The organism is Streptomyces sp. CA189, assembly GCF_056428985.1.
On record NZ_JBWJVM010000069.1, the window covers coordinates 26466 to 48394 of the forward strand.

16 protein-coding genes are annotated in these 21929 nt (G+C 73.7%); 12 read left to right on the forward strand and 4 right to left on the reverse strand.

Annotated elements, in window-relative coordinates; all coding sequences use genetic code 11:
* Nucleotides 1-160: 160 nt before the first annotated feature.
* From AC061S_RS34585 to AC061S_RS34595, 3 genes are all read left to right on the forward strand, one after another.
* Entirely contained in the window at nt 161-4513 is a 4353-nt protein-coding gene (locus tag AC061S_RS34585; protein WP_478689836.1) for a glycoside hydrolase family 38 N-terminal domain-containing protein, read from the forward strand.
* A gap of 8 nt (nt 4514-4521) precedes the next feature.
* On the forward strand, nt 4522-5607 hold the full coding sequence (locus AC061S_RS34590; protein WP_478689837.1) for a LacI family DNA-binding transcriptional regulator: 1086 nt from the start codon (nt 4522-4524) through the stop codon (nt 5605-5607).
* 113 nt (nt 5608-5720) lie between these two features.
* Nucleotides 5721-6638 carry an ROK family protein gene (locus AC061S_RS34595; protein WP_478689852.1) on the forward strand — a complete coding sequence of 306 codons (918 nt, stop codon included), beginning with the start codon at nt 5721-5723 and terminating at the stop codon, nt 6636-6638.
* Between the two features lie 27 nt (nt 6639-6665).
* On the opposite strand, the gene AC061S_RS34600 is transcribed toward AC061S_RS34595, so the two are convergent.
* Nucleotides 6666-7661 (reverse strand): TAXI family TRAP transporter solute-binding subunit, encoded by a 996-nt coding sequence (locus AC061S_RS34600; protein WP_478689838.1) that lies wholly within the window; start codon nt 7659-7661, stop codon nt 6666-6668.
* A gap of 112 nt (nt 7662-7773) precedes the next feature.
* Between AC061S_RS34600 and miaB the strand changes: the two genes are divergently transcribed.
* Complete coding sequence (gene miaB, locus AC061S_RS34605; RefSeq protein WP_478689839.1) at nt 7774-9282, forward strand: tRNA (N6-isopentenyl adenosine(37)-C2)-methylthiotransferase MiaB; 1509 nt, start codon at nt 7774-7776, stop codon at nt 9280-9282.
* A gap of 240 nt (nt 9283-9522) precedes the next feature.
* Nucleotides 9523-10230, forward strand: coding sequence for a class III extradiol ring-cleavage dioxygenase family protein (locus tag AC061S_RS34610; RefSeq protein WP_478689840.1), 708 nt, complete (start codon nt 9523-9525; stop codon nt 10228-10230).
* 85 nt (nt 10231-10315) lie between these two features.
* On the opposite strand, the gene AC061S_RS34615 is transcribed toward AC061S_RS34610, so the two are convergent.
* Both AC061S_RS34615 and AC061S_RS34620 read right to left on the reverse strand, forming a co-directional pair.
* Nucleotides 10316-10561: an antitoxin gene (locus AC061S_RS34615; protein ID WP_266881466.1), complete on the reverse strand. Its 246-nt coding sequence runs from the start codon at nt 10559-10561 to the stop codon at nt 10316-10318.
* Between the two features lie 22 nt (nt 10562-10583).
* Entirely contained in the window at nt 10584-10799 is a 216-nt protein-coding gene (locus tag AC061S_RS34620) for a gliding motility protein (protein ID WP_478689841.1), read from the reverse strand.
* Between the two features lie 174 nt (nt 10800-10973).
* Between AC061S_RS34620 and miaA the strand changes: the two genes are divergently transcribed.
* From miaA to hflX, 6 genes are all read left to right on the forward strand, one after another.
* On the forward strand, nt 10974-11912 hold the full coding sequence (gene miaA, locus AC061S_RS34625) for a tRNA (adenosine(37)-N6)-dimethylallyltransferase MiaA (protein WP_478689842.1): 939 nt from the start codon (nt 10974-10976) through the stop codon (nt 11910-11912).
* Nucleotides 11913-12038: 126 nt separating this feature from the next.
* Entirely contained in the window at nt 12039-12590 is a 552-nt protein-coding gene (locus AC061S_RS34630) for a hypothetical protein (RefSeq protein WP_478689843.1), read from the forward strand.
* A 46-nt stretch (nt 12591-12636) separates the two neighbouring features.
* Nucleotides 12637-13512 (forward strand): diaminopimelate epimerase, encoded by an 876-nt coding sequence (gene dapF, locus AC061S_RS34635; RefSeq protein WP_478689844.1) that lies wholly within the window; start codon nt 12637-12639, stop codon nt 13510-13512.
* A 140-nt stretch (nt 13513-13652) separates the two neighbouring features.
* Nucleotides 13653-15752, forward strand: a complete 2100-nt coding sequence (locus AC061S_RS34640; protein ID WP_478689845.1) for a RelA/SpoT family protein — start codon at nt 13653-13655, stop codon at nt 15750-15752.
* A 76-nt stretch (nt 15753-15828) separates the two neighbouring features.
* Nucleotides 15829-17277: a M1 family metallopeptidase gene (locus AC061S_RS34645; RefSeq protein ID WP_478689846.1), complete on the forward strand. Its 1449-nt coding sequence runs from the start codon at nt 15829-15831 to the stop codon at nt 17275-17277.
* A gap of 188 nt (nt 17278-17465) precedes the next feature.
* Nucleotides 17466-18974, forward strand: a complete 1509-nt coding sequence (hflX, locus tag AC061S_RS34650) for a GTPase HflX (RefSeq protein ID WP_478689847.1) — start codon at nt 17466-17468, stop codon at nt 18972-18974.
* A gap of 77 nt (nt 18975-19051) precedes the next feature.
* Here the strand turns inward: hflX and AC061S_RS34655 are convergent, their stop codons facing one another.
* The gene (locus AC061S_RS34655; RefSeq protein ID WP_478689848.1) at nt 19052-20221 is read right to left on the reverse strand and encodes a trypsin-like serine peptidase; all 1170 of its coding nucleotides are present in this window, start codon (nt 20219-20221) and stop codon (nt 19052-19054) included.
* Nucleotides 20222-20552: 331 nt separating this feature from the next.
* Here AC061S_RS34655 and AC061S_RS34660 point away from each other — a divergent pair, with 331 nt between their 5' ends.
* A complete protein-coding gene (locus tag AC061S_RS34660) occupies nt 20553-21869 on the forward strand; it encodes a diaminobutyrate--2-oxoglutarate transaminase family protein (protein WP_478689853.1) in 1317 nt (438 codons plus the stop codon).
* The last annotated feature ends 60 nt before the right edge of the window (nt 21870-21929 follow it).

Genomic DNA, 21929 nt, shown 5'->3' on the forward strand with positions numbered 1-21929 from the left:
AACGTCCCGACTTGGCGGGATGGAAGTCCTGTCCTCGCGGGCGCTGGTACTTATGCGCTTCAGTCCGGTTGACAGACGGGTTCCAGCCGCTCGAAGCTAAGCGCACTAATGCGGTTTAGTTCTTGTTGAGCGGTGTTGTCACACAAGGAAGTGTGCGGAAATGGACAGCGGAATTACCGTCACGTCGGTCACCACCCCGGCCCTCTTCGGCGGCCCGCCGGACACCCCCTCGCAGATCGTCCGGGTGCGCATCCGCAGGACGCGCCCGGCCGGCCCGCTGCACGTGGCCGTGCACGGCGTCGGTGACGGCGTCGGTGACGGCGGCGTCACCGCCGTCACCACCCCGTACCCCCGCATCGTGCGCGCCGACACCGCCGAGGCCTACGCGGGTACGGACGCCCGCGCCGACCTGGCCCCGGAGGCCGGGGCCGAAGCCGGGGCCACAGCAGGGTCTGCGGCCGGCCCGGGCGTCGAGTCCACCGTCGAGGTCGCCGTCCGCACCCCCGGCGCCGCCCCCGGGGCCGTCCTGCCCGCCACCGTCCGCGTCACCACCCCCGACGGGCGGCCGCTCGCGGAGCACCCCTTCGACCTGGTCGTCGCCGAGCCCGGCTGGACCGTCCGCCTGGTCCCGCACTTCCACTACGACCCCATGTGGTGGAACACCCAGGCCGCCTACACCGCCCTCTGGGACGCCCCGCCGAAGCCCGGCGAGGCCGAGCGCGGCTGGGAGTACACCGGCGTCCCGGCCTTCACCCTGATCCCGCTCCACCTCCAGCAGGCGCGCGAGGACCCGGCGTACCGCTTCGTGCTCTCCGAGGTCGACTACCTCAAGCCCTACTGGGACACGCACCCCGCCGAACGCGCCGAGCTGCGCGCGCTGATCGCCGACGGCCGGGTGGAGATCGTCGGCGGCACCTACAACGAGCCCTCCACCAACCTCACCTCCGCCGAGACCACCATCCGCTCCGCCGTCCACGGCCTCGCGCTGCACCGCGGCGCCCTCGGCGCCGACCCGCGCACCGCCTGGCAGCTCGACGTCTTCGGCCACGACCCCTCCTTCCCGGCGCTGATGGCCGGCGCCGGACTCGACTCCGCCGTCCTCGCCCGCGGGCCCCACCACCAGTGGGGCCCGATGATGGACACCTGGGGCGACGAGCTGCGCGCGCCCGCCGCCATGCAGCTGCCCGCCGAGTACGAGTGGATCGCCCCCGGCGGAGAGGGGCTGCTCCTGCACTACCTGCCCGCGCACTACTCCGCCGGCTGGTTCTCCCACCAGGCACCCGACGCGGAGGCCGCCGCCGAACAGCTGCTGGACCTGTACGAGCTGCTGCGCACCGCGGCCGCGACCAAGAACGTCCTGATTCCGATGGGCACCGACTTCTCCTGGCCGCACCGCTGGGGCCTGGACGTGCAGCACGCCTGGAACCGCCGCTACTGCTGGCCCCGCATGGAACACACCGGCCCGCGCGCCCACTTCGACGCCGTCCGCGCCGAACTCGCGGCGCGCGGCGAGCAACCGCTGCCGGTCACCCGGGAGATGGGCCCGGTCTACACCGGCAAGGACGTCACCTACGCCGACGTGAAGCAGGCGCACCGGGCCGCCGAGAACCTCCTCGAACAGGCCGAGACCTTCGCCGCCCTCGCCTGCGCCGAAGGCCTGACCGCCTACCCCGCGCAGACCCTCGCCAAGGCCTGGCGCCACCTGCTGCACGCCGCCCACCACGACGCCGTCACCGGGACCTTCTCCGACCAGGTCTACCTCGACCTGCTCCCCACCTGGCGCGAGGCCGGTGAACTGGCCGCCGGCGTACGGGAGGAGGCGCTCGCCGCGCTCACCGCCGCGGCCGACACCCGCGGCCCGGGACCGCTCGCCGTCACCGTGCACAACCCGGTCTCGTGGACCCGTACCGACCTGGTCCGTACCCGGGTCGACCTGGTGGCACTCGGCCTCGCCGACGACCGCGACGCCGGCCTGATCACCGTCCTGGACGACACCGGCCGCGGCGCGCCCGTGCACGTCGGGGCCGTCGCCGGCGGGACCGCCGAGCTGGCCTTCCTCGCCCGGGACGTGCCCTCGCTCGGCCACCGCACCTGGTGGCTCGCCGTCTCCGAGCTGCCGCTCTCGGGAGGCTGGGAGCCGGCGCCGGGGCACGCCGTCCAGAACGAGTTCCTGCGCGCCGAGGCCGATCCCGCGCGCGGCGGTGGTCTCGCCCGGCTGCTGGACCGGCGCACCGGGCAGGAGGTCCTCACCCCCGGCGAGGTGGACGAGCTCGTCGTGCAGGAGGAGTACGACAAGCACCCCTACTTCGAAGAGGGCCCCTGGCACCTGCTGCCCAAGGGCCCGGGCGCCGGTTCGGGCGGGGCGCCCGCCGAGTCCTGCCGGGCGGAACGCGGGCCGCTCGGCTCGCGGATCGTGGCCACCGGGCGGACCGGGCCGGTCCGCTGGACCCGGACCACCACCCTGTGGGACGGCCTGGACCGGGCCGAACTCACCACGACGGTCCACACGTTCGAGGGCTCCGACCAGCTGCTGCGGCTGCGGATCCCGGCGGACGTGCCCGGGGCGCTGCCTGTCGCCGAGACCGCCGCGTCCGCCGTGGGGCGCGGGTTCGCCTTCCCCGAGGCGGACACCGGGGCCGACCACACCCGGGCTCCCTGGACCCTGGACAGCCCCTGCCTGAACTGGTTCGCGCTGTCGGCGCCGATGACCGGGCCCGGCGGCCGGGCCCTGGGAGCGGCGGAGATCGTCCTGCCGGACGCGGGCGCCCCTCCCGGGCTCCGGGACCTGGTCACCGCGCTCGGCCGGTACGGCGTCACCGCGACCCCGGCCCGGGCGTCCGGGCCGCGGTGGGGCGACCTGGCGGTGGACAGCAGCCTGCCCGACTTCCGCATCGCACTCGGCGGCCCCGAGGAGAACCCGTTCACGGCGGCGCTGCTCGAGTCGGCCGGTCCCGCCCACGAGAAGGCACTACGAGAAGCCCTACGGGAACACGGGCAGGTCTGGGTTGCGGCCCGAGCGGGGCTCCGCTCGCTCTGGAGCCCAGGCTGCGACCTGACCGGCATCCGGGACCTGCCGGTCCTGGTCCACGCGGGGCCCCCGGCGCAACTCGCCCGGGCCATCGCCGCGTCGGGCCGGATCGACGCCTCGGCTCCGCCGTGCGGAGCCTCAGCTCCGGTGACCGAAGCGGGCGCGCACGAGACGGCCCACCCGCACGACGAGCCGTACGCGGACCGCACCGTCGGGCTCCTGGTGCGCGGCACGCCCAGCTTCGCCGTCGACACCGCCGGGCGGCTGCACAGCACCCTGATGCGGTCCTGCACCGGCCGCCCGAGCGGGGAGTGGATGGACCCTCCGCGGCGCACCGCCCCCGACGGCAGCTCCTTCCAGCTCCAGCACTGGACCCACGTCTTCGAGCACGCGCTGGTCGCGGGCGCCGGGGACTGGCGGGCGGTGGACCTGGTGCGCCGCGGACGGGAGTTCAACAAGCCGCTCACCGCCGTCACGGCCGCCCCCGGCGCGGGCCCCCGCCCGCCCGCGCGCTCGCTGCTCGGCGTGGAGCCGGCCGACCGGGTGCTGATCGAGACGGTCAAACGGGCCGAGGGCTCCGGCGCGCGGCGCGACCTCGCCGTCCGGCTGCGCGAAACGCACGGCCGCCCGGTGATGGCGGAGACCCTGTGGCCGACGGATCCGGCCGCCGAGGCCGATCTGCTGGACCGCCCCACCGGGTGCTTCGAGGGGCAGGTCCAGGGCGCGGCGACGACCACGCTCCTGCTGCTCACGGAATCCGGCATGCCGCCGCGCCAGGACGAACGGGAGCCGCACCAGCCGGTGTTCAGCCGGTACTGGCTGCACAACACCGGGACGGCCCCGCTCGGCGACGCCCCGTACACGGTGACGTGTGACGGGATCCCCGCCCGGGCCACGGTCACCCTCGCCGCCCACGGGCAGGCGGACGGCGGCCCGGTCGCGCTGGAGGTCCGGGCCCCCGAGGGCTGGACCGCCTCCTGGACCCGGCGGCGCCCCGAGCTCCCGCCCGGCGGGCACGTCTCCTTCCCGCTCGCCGTGGAGCCCGCCGCCGGAGCGCGGCCCGGCGAACACCTGGTCCGGATCCTCGCCACCACCCCGGCGGGCACCTTCGAGGACGTGCTCACCGTCACCGTCCCCGGCGGCCCGGCCGGGACCCCGGCCGGGCTGTGGGTGGCCGCGCCGGAGCCCGCCGTCACCGTCGCCCCCGGCGGGCGGGCCCTCGTACGGGCACGGATCGGCTCCACGGGCATCCGTACCGCCCTGACGGGGCAGGCGTACGCCGTCTCACCGTTCGGCACCTGGGAGCTGACGGCCCCCGCCGTCCTGCCGGTCGAGGTCCCGGCGGACGGCGAGGCGCAAGCCGTCTTCGAGCTGCGGCCGCCGCCCGGGACCCCCGCGGGGGAGTACTGGATCGTGGTCAAGGCGGTCTGCCAGGGCAGGATCGCGTACGGTCCGGCCATTGCCGTCCACGTCACCGAGGGATGAGACAGGCCATGGCCCGCAGACCGACCATCAAGGACATCGCCCGCCAGGCCGGGGTGTCGGAGAGCGCCGTCTCCTTCGCGCTCAACAACCGGCCCGGGGTCTCCCAGGACACCCGCGCCCGCATCCGGCGGGTCGCCGAAGAGCTCGGCTGGCAGCCCAACAGCGCCGCCCGCGCCCTGTCCGGAGAGCAGTCCGGCGCGGTCGGCCTGGTCCTCGCCCGGCCCGCGCACACCCTCGGCGTCGAGTCCTTCTTCCTCCAACTGGTCTCCGGCATCCAGGAGGTCCTGGCCGCCGGCCGGATCGCCCTGCTCTTCCAGGTGGTCGAGGACCTCGACGCCGAATGCGCCGTCTACCGCCGCTGGTGGGCCGAGCGGCGCGTCGACGGGGTCGTCGTCGTGGACCCGAGGACCGACGACCCGCGCCCGGCCCTGCTCGAACAGCTCGCCCTGCCGGCCGTCACGGTGGGGGAGACGGGGCCGGCCTCCGCTTCTCCCGACTCCGCCTCTCCCGACTCAGCTGCCGCCGCCCCCGCAGCCCTGTCCGCCGTCCGGGCGGACGACGCCGGCGCCATGGCGCAGGTGCTCGACCACCTGTACGGGCTCGGCCACCGCCGGATCGCGCACGTCGCGGGCCTGCCCGGACTCGCCCACACCGAGCGCCGGATCGCCTCGCTGCGCGCCGAGGCGCAGCGGCTGGGCCTCGACCCCGGCCAGGTGCGCTCGGTCACCACCGACTACTCCGACGCCGAGGGGGCGGAGGCCACCCGGCGGATCCTCGCCGAGCCGGGGCCGGAGCAGCCGACCGCGATCGTCTACGACAACGACGTGATGGCGGTGGCCGGCGTGGCCGTCGCCTCCGAGCTGGGCATCCCGGTACCGGGCGGGCTCTCGGTCGTCGCCTGGGACGACTCCGCCCTCTGCCGGGTCACCCGTCCCCGGCTGACGGCCCTGGTCCGCGATACGGCCGGCTTCGGCCGGCTCGCGGCCGAGGAGCTCCTCGCGGTCCTCGCGGGGGGTCCGCCGAGGTCCCGCGAGAGCGAGCTGCCGCGGCTGGAGCCCCGCGAGAGTACGGCTCCGCCGCCGGCCGCATACTGAAATCGACCCCTTCCTGGAGCGCCACCGTGACCAGTACCCCCACTCCCACCCCCGCCCCCGCCTTCCCGGCGCCCCGCGCCGGAGCGCCGGGTGCCTCCGGCCTCACGGTCGCGATCGACATCGGCGGTACGAAGATCGCCGGAGCGCTGGTGGACTCCGACGGCGCCATGACGGCCACCACCCGCCGCCCCACCCCGCGCGGAGCCGACGGGGACGCCGTGTTCGCGGCCGTGGCCGAGGTGGTCGCGGAGCTCGCGAAGTCCCCGCTGTGGGACTCGGCGGTCCGCTGCGGGATCGGCAGCGCGGGCCCGGTGGACGCCGCGCGCGGCACGGTCAGCCCGGTCAACATCGGCGCCTGGCGGGGCTTCCCCGTCCAGGCCCGGGTGGAGGCCGAGCTCGTGCGGCACGGGGCTCGGATCCCGACGGTGCTGGCCGGCGACGGGGTGGCGATGACCGCCGCCGAGCACTGGCTGGGCGCCGCCCGCGGGCACGCCAACGCGCTCTGCATGGTGGTCTCCACCGGCGTCGGCGGCGGACTCGTCCTGAACAACCAGCTTCACCCCGGACCCACCGGGAACGCCGGTCACATCGGCCACATCAGCGTGGCCTTCGACGGGGAGCCCTGCGCGTGCGGCGGCCGCGGCTGCGTGGAGTCCATCGCCTCCGGCACCGCCATCGCGGCCTGGGCCCTGGCCCAGGGCTGGGTCCCGGCCGGGGACGCCACCGCCGCCGGGGTGGCCGCCGCCGCTGCCGCCGGCGATCCCGTCGCCCTGGCCGCCTTCGACCGCGCGGGCCGGGCGCTGGCCGCCGCCATCGCGGCCACCGCGACCCTCGTCGAGACCGACATCGCCGTCATCGGGGGCGGGGTCGCGGCCTCCGGCGACACCCTCTTCGGGCCGGTCCGGGAGCACCTGGCCTCGTACGCGACCCTGTCCTTCGTCAAGGACCTCCAGGTCGTCCCGGCGACGCTGGGCACCCACGCGGGCCTGATCGGGGCCGCCGCCGCGGCGACGATGCTGCTGCCGTCGTGAAGGCGGCCGGGGGCAGGCCGGCAGGCCCTACGGCTTGACCGAGCGGTAGTAGCGGGCCGCGCCGTCGTGCAGGTGCAGGGGGTCCGTGTAGATCGCCGTCCGCAGGTCCACGAGCTGGGCCGCGTGCACCTGGCCGCCGATTTCGTCCCGGCTGTCGATCACCATGCGCGTGAACTGCTCCGTCAGCTCGTCGCCCGCGTCCTCCCGGGTCACCAGCAGGTTCGGCACCGCCACGGTGGACACCGCCGAGTTGCTGCGGGCGCGGTCGTAGGCGTCCTGGGGCATCACCGCCGCCCGGTAGTACCGGGCGGGGCTTCCGCTGGCCTGGAGCGCCTCCACCAAGTCGCCGAGCTGCACGAGCCGGATCTCGAACCGCTCCGAGAGCTCCTTCACGGCCGTGGTGGGCAGCCCGCCCGACCAGAAGAAGGCGTCGATCCGGCCGGCCTCCAGCTCCGCCGGCACGGTGTCGATGCCGATGGCCACCGGGGTGACGTCGCGCACCGGGTCCAGCCCCGCCGCCGTGAGCATCCGCTCCGAGATCAGCCGCACCCCCGAGCCGTCCTGGCCCACGGCGACCCGCTTGCCCCGCAGGTCCCGGGCGGACTGGACGGGCGAACCGGCGGGCACCACGAGCTGGACGTAGTCGTCGTAGAGCCGGGCCAGGCCGCGCAGCCGGTCCGCTCCGGGCTTCCGGTCGACCTGGTACTTGGCCACGGCGTCGGCCGTCGCCACCGTGAAGTCGGCCTCGCCCGAGGCCACCCGCTGCAGGTTCTGCTGCGAACCCTCGCTCGTCTTCAGCCGGACCCGCACCCCGGGCACGTCCTCGGCGAGGGCCTGCTCCAGCAGCTGGCCGTAGAGGTGGTAGACCCCCTTCTGGACACCGGTGCTGAGGGTGATCTCACCCGTGAGCTCCGGCCGGCCGAAGGGCCGCAGCCACCAGACGAGGGCGCAGAGCACGGCCAGTACGGCCACCAGGGCCCGCAGGGCACGGCGCCTGCTGATCCGGGGCGGTACGAGAGGCATGGCCGCGATCCTGCCACCGACCCGCCGTCCTGTCACGGCCCGGTCGGCCCGCCCGGCCCGCTCCGGCCCACGCCCGGCCCTGGCCGCCACGCCCGACCCGTACCCTTGCTGGGTGAGCACCGAGAGCGGCGAGGCGACTGTTGTGAAAACGTACGAGGTCCGGACGTACGGCTGTCAGATGAACGTGCACGACTCCGAGCGGCTGTCCGGCCTGCTGGAGGACGCCGGGTACGTCCGCGCCCCCCAGGGTTCCGACGGTGACGCCGACGTCGTCGTGTTCAACACCTGCGCCGTCCGCGAGAACGCCGACAACAAGCTCTACGGCAACCTCGGCCGGCTCGCCCCGATGAAGACCAAGCGCCCCGGCATGCAGATCGCCGTCGGCGGCTGCCTCGCGCAGAAGGACCGCGACACGATCGTGGACCGCGCCCCCTGGGTCGACGTGGTCTTCGGCACGCACAACATCGGCAAGCTGCCCGTCCTGCTGGAGCGCGCGCGCATCCAGGAAGAGGCGCAGATCGAGATCGCCGAATCGCTGGAGGCCTTCCCCTCCACGCTCCCGACCCGGCGCGAGTCCGCGTACGCCGCCTGGGTCTCGATCTCCGTCGGCTGCAACAACACCTGCACCTTCTGCATCGTCCCGGCGCTGCGCGGCAAGGAGGAGGACCGCCGTCCCGGCGACATCCTCGCCGAGGTCGAGGCACTCGTCGCCGAGGGCGTCTCCGAGATCACCCTGCTCGGCCAGAACGTCAACGCCTACGGCTCCGACCTGGGCGACCGCGAGGCCTTCTCCAAGCTGCTGCGCGCCTGCGGCGCCATCGAGGGCCTGGAGCGGGTCCGCTTCACCTCCCCGCACCCGCGCGACTTCACCGACGACGTGATCGCGGCGATGGCGGAGACCCCCAACGTCATGCCGCAGTTGCACATGCCGATGCAGTCCGGATCGGACACGATCCTGAAGGCGATGCGCCGCTCGTACCGCCAGGAGCGCTTCCTCGGCATCATCGACAAGGTCCGCGCCGCCATCCCGCACGCGGCGATCTCCACCGACATCATCGTGGGCTTCCCCGGTGAGACGGAGGACGACTTCCAGCAGACGATGCACGCGGTCCGCGAGGCCCGCTTCGCGAACGCCTTCACCTTCCAGTACTCCAAGCGCCCCGGGACCCCGGCCGCCGACATGGACGGGCAGATCCCCAAGGAGGTCGTCCAGGAGCGGTACATGCGCCTGGTCGCCCTCCAGGAGGAGATCTCCTGGGAGGAGAACAAGAAGCAGGTCGGCCGGACCCTGGAGGTCATGGTCGCGGAGGGCGAGGGCCGCAAGGACGGCGCCACGCACCGGCTGTCCGGGCGGGCCCCCGACAACCGCCTGGTGCACTTCACGAAGCCCGAGGAAGAGGTCCGCCCCGGTGACGTGGTGACCGTGGACATCACCTACGCGGCGCCGCACCACCTCCTTGCGGAGGGCCCGACGGGGGCGGTACGGCGGACCCGTGCGGGCGATGCGTGGGAGAAGCGCAACGCGGCTCCGGCGCAGCCGAAGGGCGTCCTCCTCGGCATCCCGACCCTGGGCGTCCCGGCCCCCCTCCCGGTGACGACGTCGGGCTGCCAGGCTTCCTGACGCCGGTGGGTGCTGCCGCCACCGCAGCGTGGCGCGGGCCCGGTGGGCGGGTGCGGGTGATTGAGCCCTGCGGGGCTGGGTCCCCTACCCGCCCTTCGCCCGTTCCCCGGGGCTCCGCCCCGGACCCCGGGAACGGCGCCGCACGTAGGGGTCCGGGCGGAGCCCGGGGAACGGTGGAAGGGCGGGTAGGGGACTCCTCACTCCACCCGGCCGGACCCGGTCACGGCTACGCTGCGGATCATGCTCGTAGCCGCCGCCGTCTGCCCCGCCCCGCCGATGCTCCTGCCGGAGCTCGCCACGGGAGCCGCCGCCGAACTCGGCGACGCCCGGACCGCGTGTTCCGACGCGCTGTCCGTCCTCGCCGCCTCCCGGCCCGATCTGCTCGTCGTGGTCGGAGCCTCCGACCCGGACCACCACGGCGCCTACCCCCAGGGCGCCCGCGGCACCTTCCGCGGGTTCGGCGCCGGGGCCGACGTACGGCTGGGGGAGGGCGAGGAGGGCCCGCGCCTGCTGCCCACCCCGCTCGCCGTCGGGGCCTGGCTGCTCGGCCGGGCGGGCTGGGGCGCCACGCCCCTGGAGGGGTTCGGGGTCGCCGGGCCCCTGGACACCGAGCGGTGTCTGGAGGCCGGGCGGGAGCTCGCCGCGCGCGAAGCCCGGGTCGCCCTGCTCGTCATGGGCGACGGCAGCGCCTGCCGGTCCCTCAAGGCCCCCGGCTACCTCGACGAACGCGCGGCCGCCTTCGACGCCGAGGCCGCCCGCGCGCTGGGCGCCGCCGACCTGCCCGCCCTCGCCGCCCTCGACGCGGGGCTCGCCGCCGAGCTCCAGGCCGCCGGCCGGGCCCCCTGGCAGGTGCTCGCGGGCGCCGCCGAGGGCGCCGGGCTCGAAGGCCGGCTGCTGTACGAGGACGCCCCGTACGGGGTCGGGTACTTCGTCGCCGCCTGGTCGTAGCACCGAGAAGCCGTAGCACCGAGAAACGGAGAAGGGGCGCGGCACCGAGTGGTGCCGCGCCCCTTCCGGGATTCCGGGGAACGCGTCAGGAAGCGGCCGGCGGCGTCGGCCCGCCGGGAGCGTCCTTGTGCGCGATCTTGCCCAGGGCGTCCTTCGCCTTGTCCGCGCCGCTAGAGATCTGGCCGCTGTATTTGCCCTTGGTCTTGGAATCGACGGCCTTGGCCACCTTCTCCAGATTCTGGGTGATCTTGCCCTCGTGCTGTGCAGCGAGGTCGCCGACCTTGTCCTTGGCGGGCGCGAGCTTGGCCTTCAGATTGTCCAGCAGGCCCATGGGTCACCTTCCAATAGCGAGGCTACGTACGGGCACCCTCTGCGGCCTCGCTGTCCGCGCTGACCTCCGCCGACTGCTGCTTCGGGATCTCGACGGCTTCCGCCGCGTTCTCCTCCGCCACAGCCTGCTCGGTCCCGGCCTCGTCGGCCGTCGCGGACTCCGCCGTCAGATCCGAGGAAACGGCCTCATCGGTCGTCGCCTGGGTCTTACGGCCGAGAAGCCGGTCCAAAATGCCCATGTCTACTCCTATAACGTTACTCGTGTGAGTGAAGTTCCGCCGTGGGCGGGCCGCCGTACGGCAAGCGCACGCCCGGCCGGAACCCCGCCAAGGCAACGACCCCGGTCCGGTCCCGTCACGTAGCTCGATCGGGTACATGGCAGTGCCTTGACGCGGGGCTGCGAGACTGGTGCGGTGAGGAAAGCAGCCCCCGCCCCGCGGGTCATCGCCGTCGTAGGACCCACCGCGGCCGGAAAGTCCGATCTGGGCGTAGCCCTGGCCCGTCATTTCGACGGCGAAGTCGTCAACGCAGACTCGATGCAGCTGTACCGGGGGATGGACATCGGTACCGCCAAACTGACGACGGAGGAACGCGGAGGGGTCCCGCACCACCTCCTCGACATCTGGGACGTCACCGAGACGGCCAGCGTCGCCGAGTACCAGCGCCTCGCCCGCGCCGAGATCGACAAGCTGCTCGCCCAGGGCCGTACGCCGGTCCTCGTCGGCGGTTCCGGCCTCTACGTGCGCGGCGCGCTCGACGCCATGGAATTCCCCGGCACCGACCCCGAGGTCCGGGCCCGGCTGGAGGTCGAGGTCACCCTGCGCGGCCCCGGCGCCCTGCACGCCCGCCTGGCCGCCGCCGACCCGGCCGCGGCGCAGGCCATCCTGCCCAGCAACGGCCGCCGCATCGTGCGGGCTCTGGAGGTCATCGAGATCACCGGACGGCCGTTCACCGCCAACCTGCCCGGCCACGAGTCCGTCTACGACACGGTCCAGATCGGCGTGGACGTGGCCCGGCCCGAACTCGACGAGCGGATCGCGCTGCGCGTGGACCGTATGTGGGAGGCCGGGCTGGTGGACGAGGTCCGCACGCTGGAGGCCGCGGGCCTGCGGGGCGGAATCACCGCCTCCAGGGCGCTCGGCTACCAGCAGGTGCTGGCCGCGCTCGCCGGGGAGTGCACGGAGGAGGAGGCGCGCGCCGAAACGGTACGCGCCACCAAGCGGTTCGCCCGCCGGCAGGACTCGTGGTTCCGCCGCGACCCGAGGGTGCACTGGCTCAGCGGGGCCGCCGAGGACCGGGGGGAACTCGCCGGACTCGCGCAGTCGTTGGTCGAACGAGCGGTCACAGCCTGATCACGTGATGGCATCGGGACGCCCCGCACGCCCGTCCCGGGCCTGACGGCGTGCCATCATCAAACTTCCGCCGGTGCCGTCACCGGCGGTGAACGATGGCGTACGAAGTCCAAGTGGGGAGGGCGCGTGGCGATGGAGGCCGGCCCTCGTGACACCGGTCGGGACGACACCCGACGGGAAACGGACCCGATGCTTCACAGTGCCCTCGCCGACGGCGACGGCCTGCTCGACGGAGTCCCGGCGGACGCCGACGGGCTCGGACTGCCCGCGGATCCCGCGCGGCTGACCCCCGACGGCCCGGACGCGCCGGACTCCGCCGAGGCGGAGGCGGCTGCCGCCCCCGCGTTCGAGGTGGAACTGCGCCCGCAGCGGCGGCTCAGGCTGTGGCAGATCGCCCCCATCGTCATGCTGGCCGCGGCCGGCTCCCTGATGTTCGCCTTCCCGCTCGCCTTCGAGTTCGGCGACGGCGGAGCGGTCGTCGCCATGCTCGGGTTCCTCATCAGCTGCTGCGCGGGGGGCTGGGGCATGATGGCCGCGCGCCGCGTGGGCTACGCCCTGCCGGGGCTCCCGGCCCGCGGTTCGGGGCAGCGCCCCGACTGGCGCCTGGCCCTGCTGTACGCGCTGGTCGCGCTGGGTGTCGTAGCGCTCGCGGTGTACCGGGTGGCCCGGCTCCGGTAGCGGGGCGGCCCGGCTCCGCCGGGCACCGGCTCGGTACCATGGGCGGGTGACGCAGACCAGCCTCTCCTTCCTCAAGGGCCACGGCACCGAGAACGACTTCGTGATCGTCCCGGACCCGGACAACGCCGTCGAGCTGTCGGCCTCCGCCGTCGCGCGGCTGTGCGACCGGCGGGCCGGGATCGGCGCGGACGGCGTGCTGCACGTCGTGCGCTCCGCGGCGCACCCCGAGGCGGCGCACCTGGCCGACGAGGCCGAGTGGTTCATGGACTACCGCAACAGCGACGGCTCCATCGCCGAGATGTGCGGCAACGGCGTCCGCGTCTTCGCCCGCTACCTCCAGCACGCGGGGCACGTCGAGCCGGGTGACCTGGCCGTCGCCACCCGCGGCGGAGTCAAGCGGGTGCACCTCGACAAGACCGGTGACGTGACCGTCTCCATGGGCCGCGCCGAACTGCCCGAGGGCGAGGTCACGGTCTCCGTCGGGGCCCGTTCCTGGCCCGCGCGGAACGTCAACATGGGCAACCCGCACGCGGTGGCCTTCGTCGACAGCCTCGACGATGCCGGGAAGCTGCTGGACCCGCCCCCGTACAGCCCGGCGTCCGCCTACCCGACGGGCGTCAACGTCGAGTTCGTCGTCGACCGCGGCCCCCGGCACGTCGCCATGCGCGTCCACGAGCGCGGCTCCGGCGAGACCCGCTCCTGCGGCACCGGCGCCTGCGCGGTCGCCGTGGCCGCCATCCGCCGCGACGGCGCGGACCCGGCCGTCACCGGCGCGCCCGTCACGTACACCGTCGATCTGCCCGGCGGCACGCTGGTCATCACCGAGCACCCCGACGGGCGGATCGAGATGACGGGGCCCGCCGTGATCGTGGCCGAGGGCGAGTTCGATCCCGCCTGGCTCACCGAAACGGCTTTCGCCTGAACCTTCCCTCTAATGGGTGATCCGTTTCACGCTGAGCGAGAGGTGGACTGCGCCACGTGGTGGGGTCGGTAGCATCAGGCACCGGCCCTGCGGGCGCACCCCATGCCCACCACCGCCGGTCGAAGCCGTCGGAGGTGCCCATGAGTGCAGAGGCCACGAACCCCGAAGCACGTCCCGAAGCGCTCCCCGAACTTCGCAGACGCGGCCGGACCAGGCTTGACCTGCGACGACTCGGACGCGCTGCGCTGCTCGGCCCCACTCCGCGCGACCGGCTGCCGGACGCCATCGGCCATGTCGCCGAAGCGCACCGCGCCCATCACCCCGACGCGGACCTGTCGCTCCTGCGCCGCGCGTACCTGCTCGCCGAGACCTCGCACCGCGGCCAGATGCGCAAGAGCGGTGAGCCGTACATCACACATCCGCTCGCCGTCACGCTCATCCTGGCCGAACTGGGCGCCGAGACCACCACCCTGACGGCCTCGCTCCTCCACGACACCGTCGAGGACACCGACGTGACCCTCGATCAGGTCCGCGAGGAGTTCGGCGACGAGGTCTGCTTCATCGTCGACGGGGTCACCAAGGTCGAGAAGATCGACTACGGCGCCGCCGCCGAGCCCGAGACCTTCCGCAAGATGCTCGTCGCCACCGGCAACGACGTCCGCGTGATGTCCATCAAACTCGCCGACCGGCTGCACAACATGCGCACCCTCGGCGTGATGCGGCCCGAGAAACAGGCACGCATCGCCAAGGTCACCCGCGACGTCCTCATCCCGCTCGCCGAACGGCTCGGCGTACAGGCCCTGAAGACCGAGCTGGAGGACCTCGTCTTCGCGATCCTGCACCCCGAGGAGTACGAGCACACCCGCGCGCTCATCGCGGCCCACGCGGGCGAGCGCGACCCGCTGCCCGCCATCGCCGACTCGGTACGGGTCGTCCTGCGCGACGCGGGCATCGCCGCCGAGGTGGTGGTGCGGCCCCGGCACTTCGTCTCCGTGCACCGGATCTCCCTCAAGCGCGGGGAGCTGCGCGGCTCCGACTTCGGCCGCCTGCTGGTCCTCGTGGGGGAGAACGCGGACTGCTACGCCGTGCTGGGGGAGCTGCACACCTGCTTCACCCCGGTCATCTCCGAGTTCAAGGACTTCATCGCCACCCCGAAGTTCAACCTCTACCAGTCCCTGCACACCGCCTTCGCCACGGGCGAGGGAGACGTGACCCAGGTCGCCGAGGTCATCGTGCGGACCCGGCAGATGCACCGGGTCGCGGAGGCGGGCGTGGTGGCGCTGGGCAATCCGTACACGGCCCTGCCGTCCGCAGACCAGATCGCGGCGGCCGACTGCGAAGAGGAGCGGGTCGACCCGACCCGGCCCGGCTGGCTGTCGCGGCTGCTCGACTGGCAGCAGTCGGCGCCCGACCCCGACACCTTTTGGGACGTCCTGCGCTCGGAGCTGGCCCAAGACCGGGAGATCACCGTGTTCCGCGCCGACGGGGGGACCCTGGGCCTGCCGGCCGGCGCCAGCTGTATCGACGCCGCCTACGCGCAGTACGGCGAGGCGGCCCACGGCTGTATCGGCGCCCGGGTCAACGGGCGCCTGACCTCCCTGTCCTCCCGGCTCTCGGACGGGGACACCGTCCAGCTGCTGCTCGCGCACGACGCCTCCTCGGGGCCCGCCGCCGACTGGCTGGACCACGCCAAGACCCCGGCCGCCCGGATCGCCGTCAGCAGCTGGCTGGAGGCCCACCCCGACGGGGCCCGGCCCGCCGCCGCGGCGCCCAGGCCGCCACTGTCGGTGATCGGCCTGCGCGGGGGCGGGGGCAACGCCGTCGCCGACCTGCCGGACGCCACCGTGCGGCTCGCCGGATGCTGCACCCCGGTGCCACCGGACGCCGTCGAGGGGTTCGTCGTACGCGGCGGTGCCGTCACCGTGCACCGGGTCCACTGCGCGACGGTGGCCCAGATGCGGGCGGTGGGGCGGACCCCCGTCGCCGTGCACTGGCGGGCGACCGCGGACTGCCGGGTCACCCTGCTCGCCGAATCGTTCGGCCGCCCGCACCTGCTGGCCGATCTGACCGAGGCCATCGCCCGCGAGGGGGTCGAGGTGGTCTCCGCGACCGTGGAGCCGCCGGTCGAACAGCGGGTCCGGCACAGCTACACCCTGCAGCTGCCCGACGCGACGGGCCTCCCGGCGCTGATGCGGGCCATGCGGGACGTGCCCGGGGTCTACGACGTCAGCCGGGCGTAAGGGGGCCGACCCCTTTCGGGTGGAGCCGTCGCGCGCCGTTCGCGGGCGCGTGGCGGGCGCTGATAAGCGGTGGGGGATGCAGCTCACCTCCCCGCGCCTGCGCGCCGCCCTGCTGGCCGCGGCCTCCCTCACCCTCGTCGCCGCCGTCGTGCCCCCGCCCCAAGCGCTCGGCATCGGCGACCCGCTCTTCCCCGAGCTGGGGAACCCCGGGTACGACGTGCTCTCCTACGACCTCTCCTTCGCGTACAAGGACAACAGCAGCCCGCTCGACGCGGTCACCGTCATCGACGCGCGCAGCCTCGCGCGGCTCGAAACCGTCAACCTCGACTTCACCCACGGCAAAGTGGCCTCCGCCGAGGTCAACGGAGAGCCCGCCGGCTTCGCGAGCGTCGGCGAGGACCTCGTGCTGACCCCCGCCCGGCCCGTCGAGCCGGACCTGCCCCTCCACATCACCGTCCGGCACACGAGCGACCCGCGCGGCCGCGGCGACGGCGGCTGGGTGGTCACCGAGGACGGGCTGGCCATGGCGAACCAGGCCGACGCCGCGCACCGGGTCTTCCCGTGCAACGACCACCCCGCCGACAAGGCGTACTTCACCTTCCGGGTCAGCGCGCCGGCCGGGCTGACGGCCGTGGCCAACGGCGTGCCGGGCGCGCTGCCGGCCCGCCGGGCGGGCGCCGCGACCACGTGGACGTACCGGACGATGCACCCGATGGCCACCGAACTCGCCCAGGTCTCGATCGGCGACTCGACCGTGGTCCACCGCACCGGGCCGCACGGGCTGCCGCTGCGCGACGTGGTGCCCGCGGCGGACCGGGAACGCCTGGAGCCGTGGCTGAAGAAGACCGCCGGGCACGTCGAGTGGATGGAGGCACGGGTCGGCCGCTACCCCTTCGAGAACTACGGGGTGCTGATCGCGAAGGCCCGTACGGGCTTCGAGCTGGAGACGCAGACCCTGTCGCTGTTCGAGAGCGCACTGTTCGCGGGCGGCGGGGGCTACCCCGAGTGGTACGTCGAGTCCGTGATGGTCCACGAGCTGGCCCACCAGTGGTTCGGCGACAGCGTGAGCCCGCGCACCTGGTCCGACCTGTGGCTCAACGAGGGCCACGCCACCTGGTACGAAGCCCTGTACGCGGACGGCCTCGGGAAGTACTCCCTGGAGCGGCGGATGCGCGAGGCGTACCAGCGCTCCGACCAGTGGCGGGCGGCCGGCGGCCCCCCGGCCGCGCCCAAGCCGGCCGCCCCGGGCGAGAAGATCGGGCTGTTCCGGCCGGCGGTCTACGACGGCGCCGCGCTGATCCTGTACGCGCTGCGGCAGGAGATCGGGGTCAGGGCCTTCGACCGGGTGGAGCGGCGCTGGGTGGGGGAGCACCGGGACGGGGTGGCGGGTACGGAGGACTTCGTACGGCTGGCCTCGCAGGAGGCGGGCCGGGACCTGGCGGCGTTCCTGAAGCCGTGGCTGTACGGGAACAAGACGCCCGCGATGCCGGGGCACCCGGAGTGGAGCGCCCCGAAAAGCGTGTGACGCGTGCGGAACGGGCATGCCACCATCGACGAGGCCGTTCCGCGGGGTGCTCCGGGGGACTCCCCGGGGGAATCTCCGGGGAGTGTCACACGTTGGACGTGACAGTGTTATGTCACGCGCGGGAGTAGCTTTGGCCTTGGCTCCGCTTCGCCTGACGCGGACGCATTCGAAAACGACGTAAGGATCCAATGACCTCCTCTTCTTCCCCTTCCCAGGACGCGCGGGACGACGCACAGGGTGCGCCGGATCCGCAGAGCTTCACCGAGAGCCTTCGGGCCGACGCCCTGATGGAAGAGGACGTCGCCTGGAGCCACGAGATCGACGGAGAGCGGGACGGCGCCCAGTACGAGCGCTCCGAACGCGCGGCCCTGCGCCGCGTGGTCGGCCTCTCCACCGAGCTCGAAGACGTCACCGAGGTCGAATACCGCCAGCTCCGCCTGGAGCGGGTCGTCCTCGTCGGCGTATGGACCTCCGGCACGGTGCAGGACGCGGACAACTCCCTCGCGGAGCTGGCCGCCCTCGCCGAGACGGCGGGCGCGCTCGTACTCGACGGAGTGATCCAGCGCCGCGACAAGCCCGACCCGGCCACCTTCATCGGTTCCGGCAAGGCGCGCGAGCTGCGCGACATCGTGATGGAGAGCGGCGCCGACACCGTCGTCTGCGACGGTGAGCTCAGCCCCGGCCAGCTCATCGCCCTCGAAGACGTCGTCAAGGTGAAGGTGGTCGACCGGACCGCGCTCATCCTCGACATCTTCGCCCAGCACGCCAAGTCCCGGGAGGGCAAGGCGCAGGTCGCACTCGCGCAGATGCAGTACATGCTGCCGCGACTGCGCGGCTGGGGTGCCTCGCTGTCCCGGCAGATGGGCGGCGGCGGCGGTGGCGGCATGGCCACCCGCGGCCCCGGTGAGACCAAGATCGAGACTGACCGGCGCCGGATCCGCGAGAAGATGGCGAAGATGCGCCGGGAGATCGCGGAGATGAAGACCGGCCGCGACATCAAGCGGCAGGAACGGCGCCGCAACAAGGTGCCCTCGGTCGCCATCGCCGGATACACCAACGCCGGCAAGTCCTCGCTGCTCAACCGCCTCACGGGCGCGGGCGTGCTGGTGGAGAACTCCCTGTTCGCCACCCTCGACCCGACCGTGCGCCGGGCCGAGACCCCGTCCGGCCGGATCTACACCCTGGCCGACACGGTCGGCTTCGTCCGGCACCTGCCCCACCACCTCGTCGAGGCGTTCCGCTCCACGATGGAGGAGGTCGGCGACTCCGACCTCATCCTGCACATCGTGGACGGCTCGCACCCGGCCCCGGAGGAGCAGCTGGCGGCGGTCCGCGAGGTCATCCGCGAGGTCGGCGCCGTCAAGGTGCCCGAGATCGTGGTGATCAACAAGGCGGATGCCGCCGACCCGCTGGTGCTCCAGCGCCTGCTGCGGATCGAGAAGCGCTCGATCGCCGTCTCGGCCCGCACGGGTCAGGGCATCGAGGAGCTCCTCGCGCTCATCGACGCCGAACTGCCGCGGCCGGCGATCGAGATCGAGGCCGTCGTGCCCTACACGCGCGGCGGGCTGGTCGCCCGGGCACATGCCGAGGGCGAGGTGATCTCCGAGGAGCACACGGCGGAGGGCACCCTGCTCAAGGCGCGGGTGCACGCGGAACTGGCGGCGGAGTTCGCTCCGTACGTGCTCGCGAAGCACTGACACCGACGCGTACCGGATGAACGACCGAGGGCCCCCGCAGCAGCGGGGGCCCTCGGCCATGTGGTGTGCCGATGCGGTTACTTGAACTTGCCGCTCACGGCGTCGAAGACGCCCTTCGCCTCCGGACCCAGCCGGGGCCCGGCCAGCCAGCCCGCCTTGGCGGGGCCGATGGAGGTGTTCGACACCAGCGCGGGCTTGCCGTCGCTGCCCGCCGCGACCCAGCCGCCGCCCGAGGAACCGCCGGTCATCGTGCAGCCGATGCGGTACATCGTGGGGTCGGTCGCGTTCAGCGACAGCCGACCCGGCTTGTCGGCGCACTGGAAGGTCTTCTGACCGTCGAACGGAGCCGCCGCCGGGTAGCCGGTGGCCGTCATCTTCGCGATCTTGGGCGCGGCCGGAGCGTTGAACTCCACCGGGAGCGCCGTACCGACCGTCTCCTCCAGCGACTTGCCGCCACCCTTCTCCGGGGTCACGTGCAGCACCGCGAAGTCGTACGGGGCACCCGCGCCGCCGGTCGGACCGCCGGTCGCGATCCACTGGTCGGAGGTCTGCGCCCAGTCGCTCCACCACACGCCGTACGGGGCCACTTCCTCGCGGGGCGCACCCTTGAGCGCGGCCGCGGTCTTGCCGTTGTCGTTGTACGACGGGACGAAGGCGATGTTGCGGTACCAGCCGCCGGACTTGCCCGCGTGCACGCAGTGGCCGGCCGTCCAGACCATGTTGGACCTGCCGGGGTGGGCGGGGTCCTTGACCACGGTCGCCGAGCAGACCATCGATCCCTCGGGGCCGTCGAAGAAGACCTTGCCGGAGGCGGGGACGCTCTGGTGGTAGGGCGGGGCCGCGGCCTTGGCCGCCACCGGAGCCGGGGTCGGGTCGGTGACGCCCTGGTCCTTGCCCGCGTCCGGGTCGACGGCGGGAGGCTGCGGAGTCTTGGAGGCGTCACGCATCCGGTCCGGGTCCCAGAGGTCCTCGATGATCGGGTTGATGTAGTCGCCCGCCTCGCGGAGCCAGTCCTCCTTCTTCCAGTTCTTCCACTCACCTCCCTTCCACTTCTCCAGGTCGATGCCGTGCTCCTTGAGCTTGTCCTTGAGCCCGTCCGGGATCTTCACCCCGTCCAGGCTGGTGGGCAGGCTCGCCGCCACGGTCGGCTTGGCGTCGGTCTCACCGTCGCCGGGCCCGCACGCCGCGGCGGTCAGCGCGAGCGCGGCCGAGCACAGGATCGCGGTGACCGGTCGGATCGGTCGCATGTCGTGAATCCCCCTGGTGGTTCGGGATGGTGCCTGGATTGGCGGGCGCCTGGGTTGCAGCACCCCACTATGCCGCTGCCGTGGGGGACGGCACAGCCCGGGGCACCGGTTCCGCCGGTCCGGACAAGGATCTTGGGCCCACCCGTGATCCGTCGCCGCCACCGTCGTTGGTACGTACGGGGGATGGGGGAGCAGCGTGCATGTTCGAAGCGCACTCCGGAAGAGGAACCGTGCGGGAGGAGCGACACTCGTGCCTTTGACGGCTTGGACGGGCGAGCGGGCCACGGCCGGGGCGCAGGTCTCGGCGCAGGCGAACGGGGATCCGGATCCGGTGCAGTTCGCGGTGCCGGTGCCGGGTCCGGCTGCGGCCGCGGGGATCCTGCGGAGGCAGGCCCAACGGGAGTCCGCCGCACGGACGTACGCGCGCTCCCTGCCCATCGTTCCCGTGCGCGCACGGGGGTTGACCATCGAGGGTGCGGACGGGCGCCGCTACCTCGACTGCCTCTCCGGCGCAGGGACCCTCGCCCTCGGCCACAACCACCCGGTGGTGCTCGAAGCCATCCGCGGGGTCCTCGACTCGGGGGCTCCGCTGCACGTTCTGGACCTCGCGACCCCGGTCAAGGACGCCTTCACCACCGAGCTGTTCGCCAACCTGCCGGCGGAACTGGCAGCGGACGCCCGCATCCAGTTCTGCGGCCCGGCCGGGACGGACGCGGTGGAGGCCGCGCTCACCCTCGTCCGCAGCGCGACCGGCCGGTCGGGGATGCTCGCCTTCACGGGCGCCTACCACGGCATGACGGCCGGGGCGCTGTCCGTCTCCGGCGGGGCCGCGGACGTACGGGTGACCCGGCTGCCGTATCCGCAGGACCGCCACTGCCCGTTCGGAGTCGGCGGGGCCGAGGGGGCGGAACTGTCGGCCCGTTGGACGCGGAGCCTGCTGGACGACCCCAAGAGCGGGGTGCCCGCCCCCGCCGGGATGATCGTCGAACCCGTCCAGGGAGAGGGCGGGGTCCACCCGGCCCCCGACGCCTGGCTCCGCAGGATGCGGGAGATCACGGCGGAGCGCGGGATCCCGCTGATCGCCGACGAGGTCCAGACGGGGGTCGGACGCACCGGGGCCTTCTGGGGGGTCGACCACGCGGGGGTCGTCCCCGACGTGATGGTGCTCTCCAAGGCCATCGGCGGCAGTCTGCCGCTCGCGGTGATCGTGTACCGGGCGGAGCTCGACCAGTGGGCTCCCGGAGCCCACGCCGGCACCTTCCGCGGCAACCAGCTCGCCATGGCGGCGGGCACCGCGACGCTGGCCTACGTCCGGGAGAACGGCCTCGCGGAGCGTGCGCGGATCCTGGGCGCGCGCATGCTCACCGCGCTGCGCGGCCTGATCCCGGCCCACCCGTGCGTGGCGGACGTACGGGGCCGCGGGCTGATGCTCGGCGTCGAACTGGCCGACCCCGACACCGGGGAAGCCGCGTCCGACCTCGCGGCGGCCGTCCGCCAGGCCTGCTTGGACCGCGGCCTGATCGTCGAACTCGGCGGCCGCCACTCCAGCGTCGTCCGCCTCCTCCCCCCGCTCACCCTGACCGACGAACAGGCCGCGGCCGTCCTCGACCGCCTCGCCGACGCCATCTCCGCCGCCACCCGCCGCTAAGGACCCCGATGCCCGACCCCATCCACCCCTCAGCCCCCTTCCCGCCCCTCACCCCTCCGC

What these genes read in the sequence shown, in the direction of transcription:
- AC061S_RS34645 (WP_478689846.1), top strand. Translation starts at nt 15,829, where the DNA reads ATGCAGCTCACCTCCCCGCGCCTGCGCGCCGCCCTGCTGGCCGCGGCC.
- AC061S_RS34590 (WP_478689837.1), top strand. Translation starts at nt 4,522, where the DNA reads ATGGCCCGCAGACCGACCATCAAGGACATCGCCCGCCAGGCCGGGGTG.
- AC061S_RS34640 (WP_478689845.1), top strand. Translation starts at nt 13,653, where the DNA reads ATGAGTGCAGAGGCCACGAACCCCGAAGCACGTCCCGAAGCGCTCCCC.
- AC061S_RS34615 (WP_266881466.1), bottom strand. Translation starts at nt 10,561, where the DNA reads ATGGGCCTGCTGGACAATCTGAAGGCCAAGCTCGCGCCCGCCAAGGAC.
- AC061S_RS34610 (WP_478689840.1), top strand. Translation starts at nt 9,523, where the DNA reads ATGCTCGTAGCCGCCGCCGTCTGCCCCGCCCCGCCGATGCTCCTGCCG.
- AC061S_RS34585 (WP_478689836.1), top strand. Translation starts at nt 161, where the DNA reads ATGGACAGCGGAATTACCGTCACGTCGGTCACCACCCCGGCCCTCTTC.
- AC061S_RS34620 (WP_478689841.1), bottom strand. Translation starts at nt 10,799, where the DNA reads ATGGGCATTTTGGACCGGCTTCTCGGCCGTAAGACCCAGGCGACGACC.
- hflX (WP_478689847.1), top strand. Translation starts at nt 17,466, where the DNA reads ATGACCTCCTCTTCTTCCCCTTCCCAGGACGCGCGGGACGACGCACAG.
- AC061S_RS34655 (WP_478689848.1), bottom strand. Translation starts at nt 20,221, where the DNA reads ATGCGACCGATCCGACCGGTCACCGCGATCCTGTGCTCGGCCGCGCTC.
- AC061S_RS34600 (WP_478689838.1), bottom strand. Translation starts at nt 7,661, where the DNA reads ATGCCTCTCGTACCGCCCCGGATCAGCAGGCGCCGTGCCCTGCGGGCC.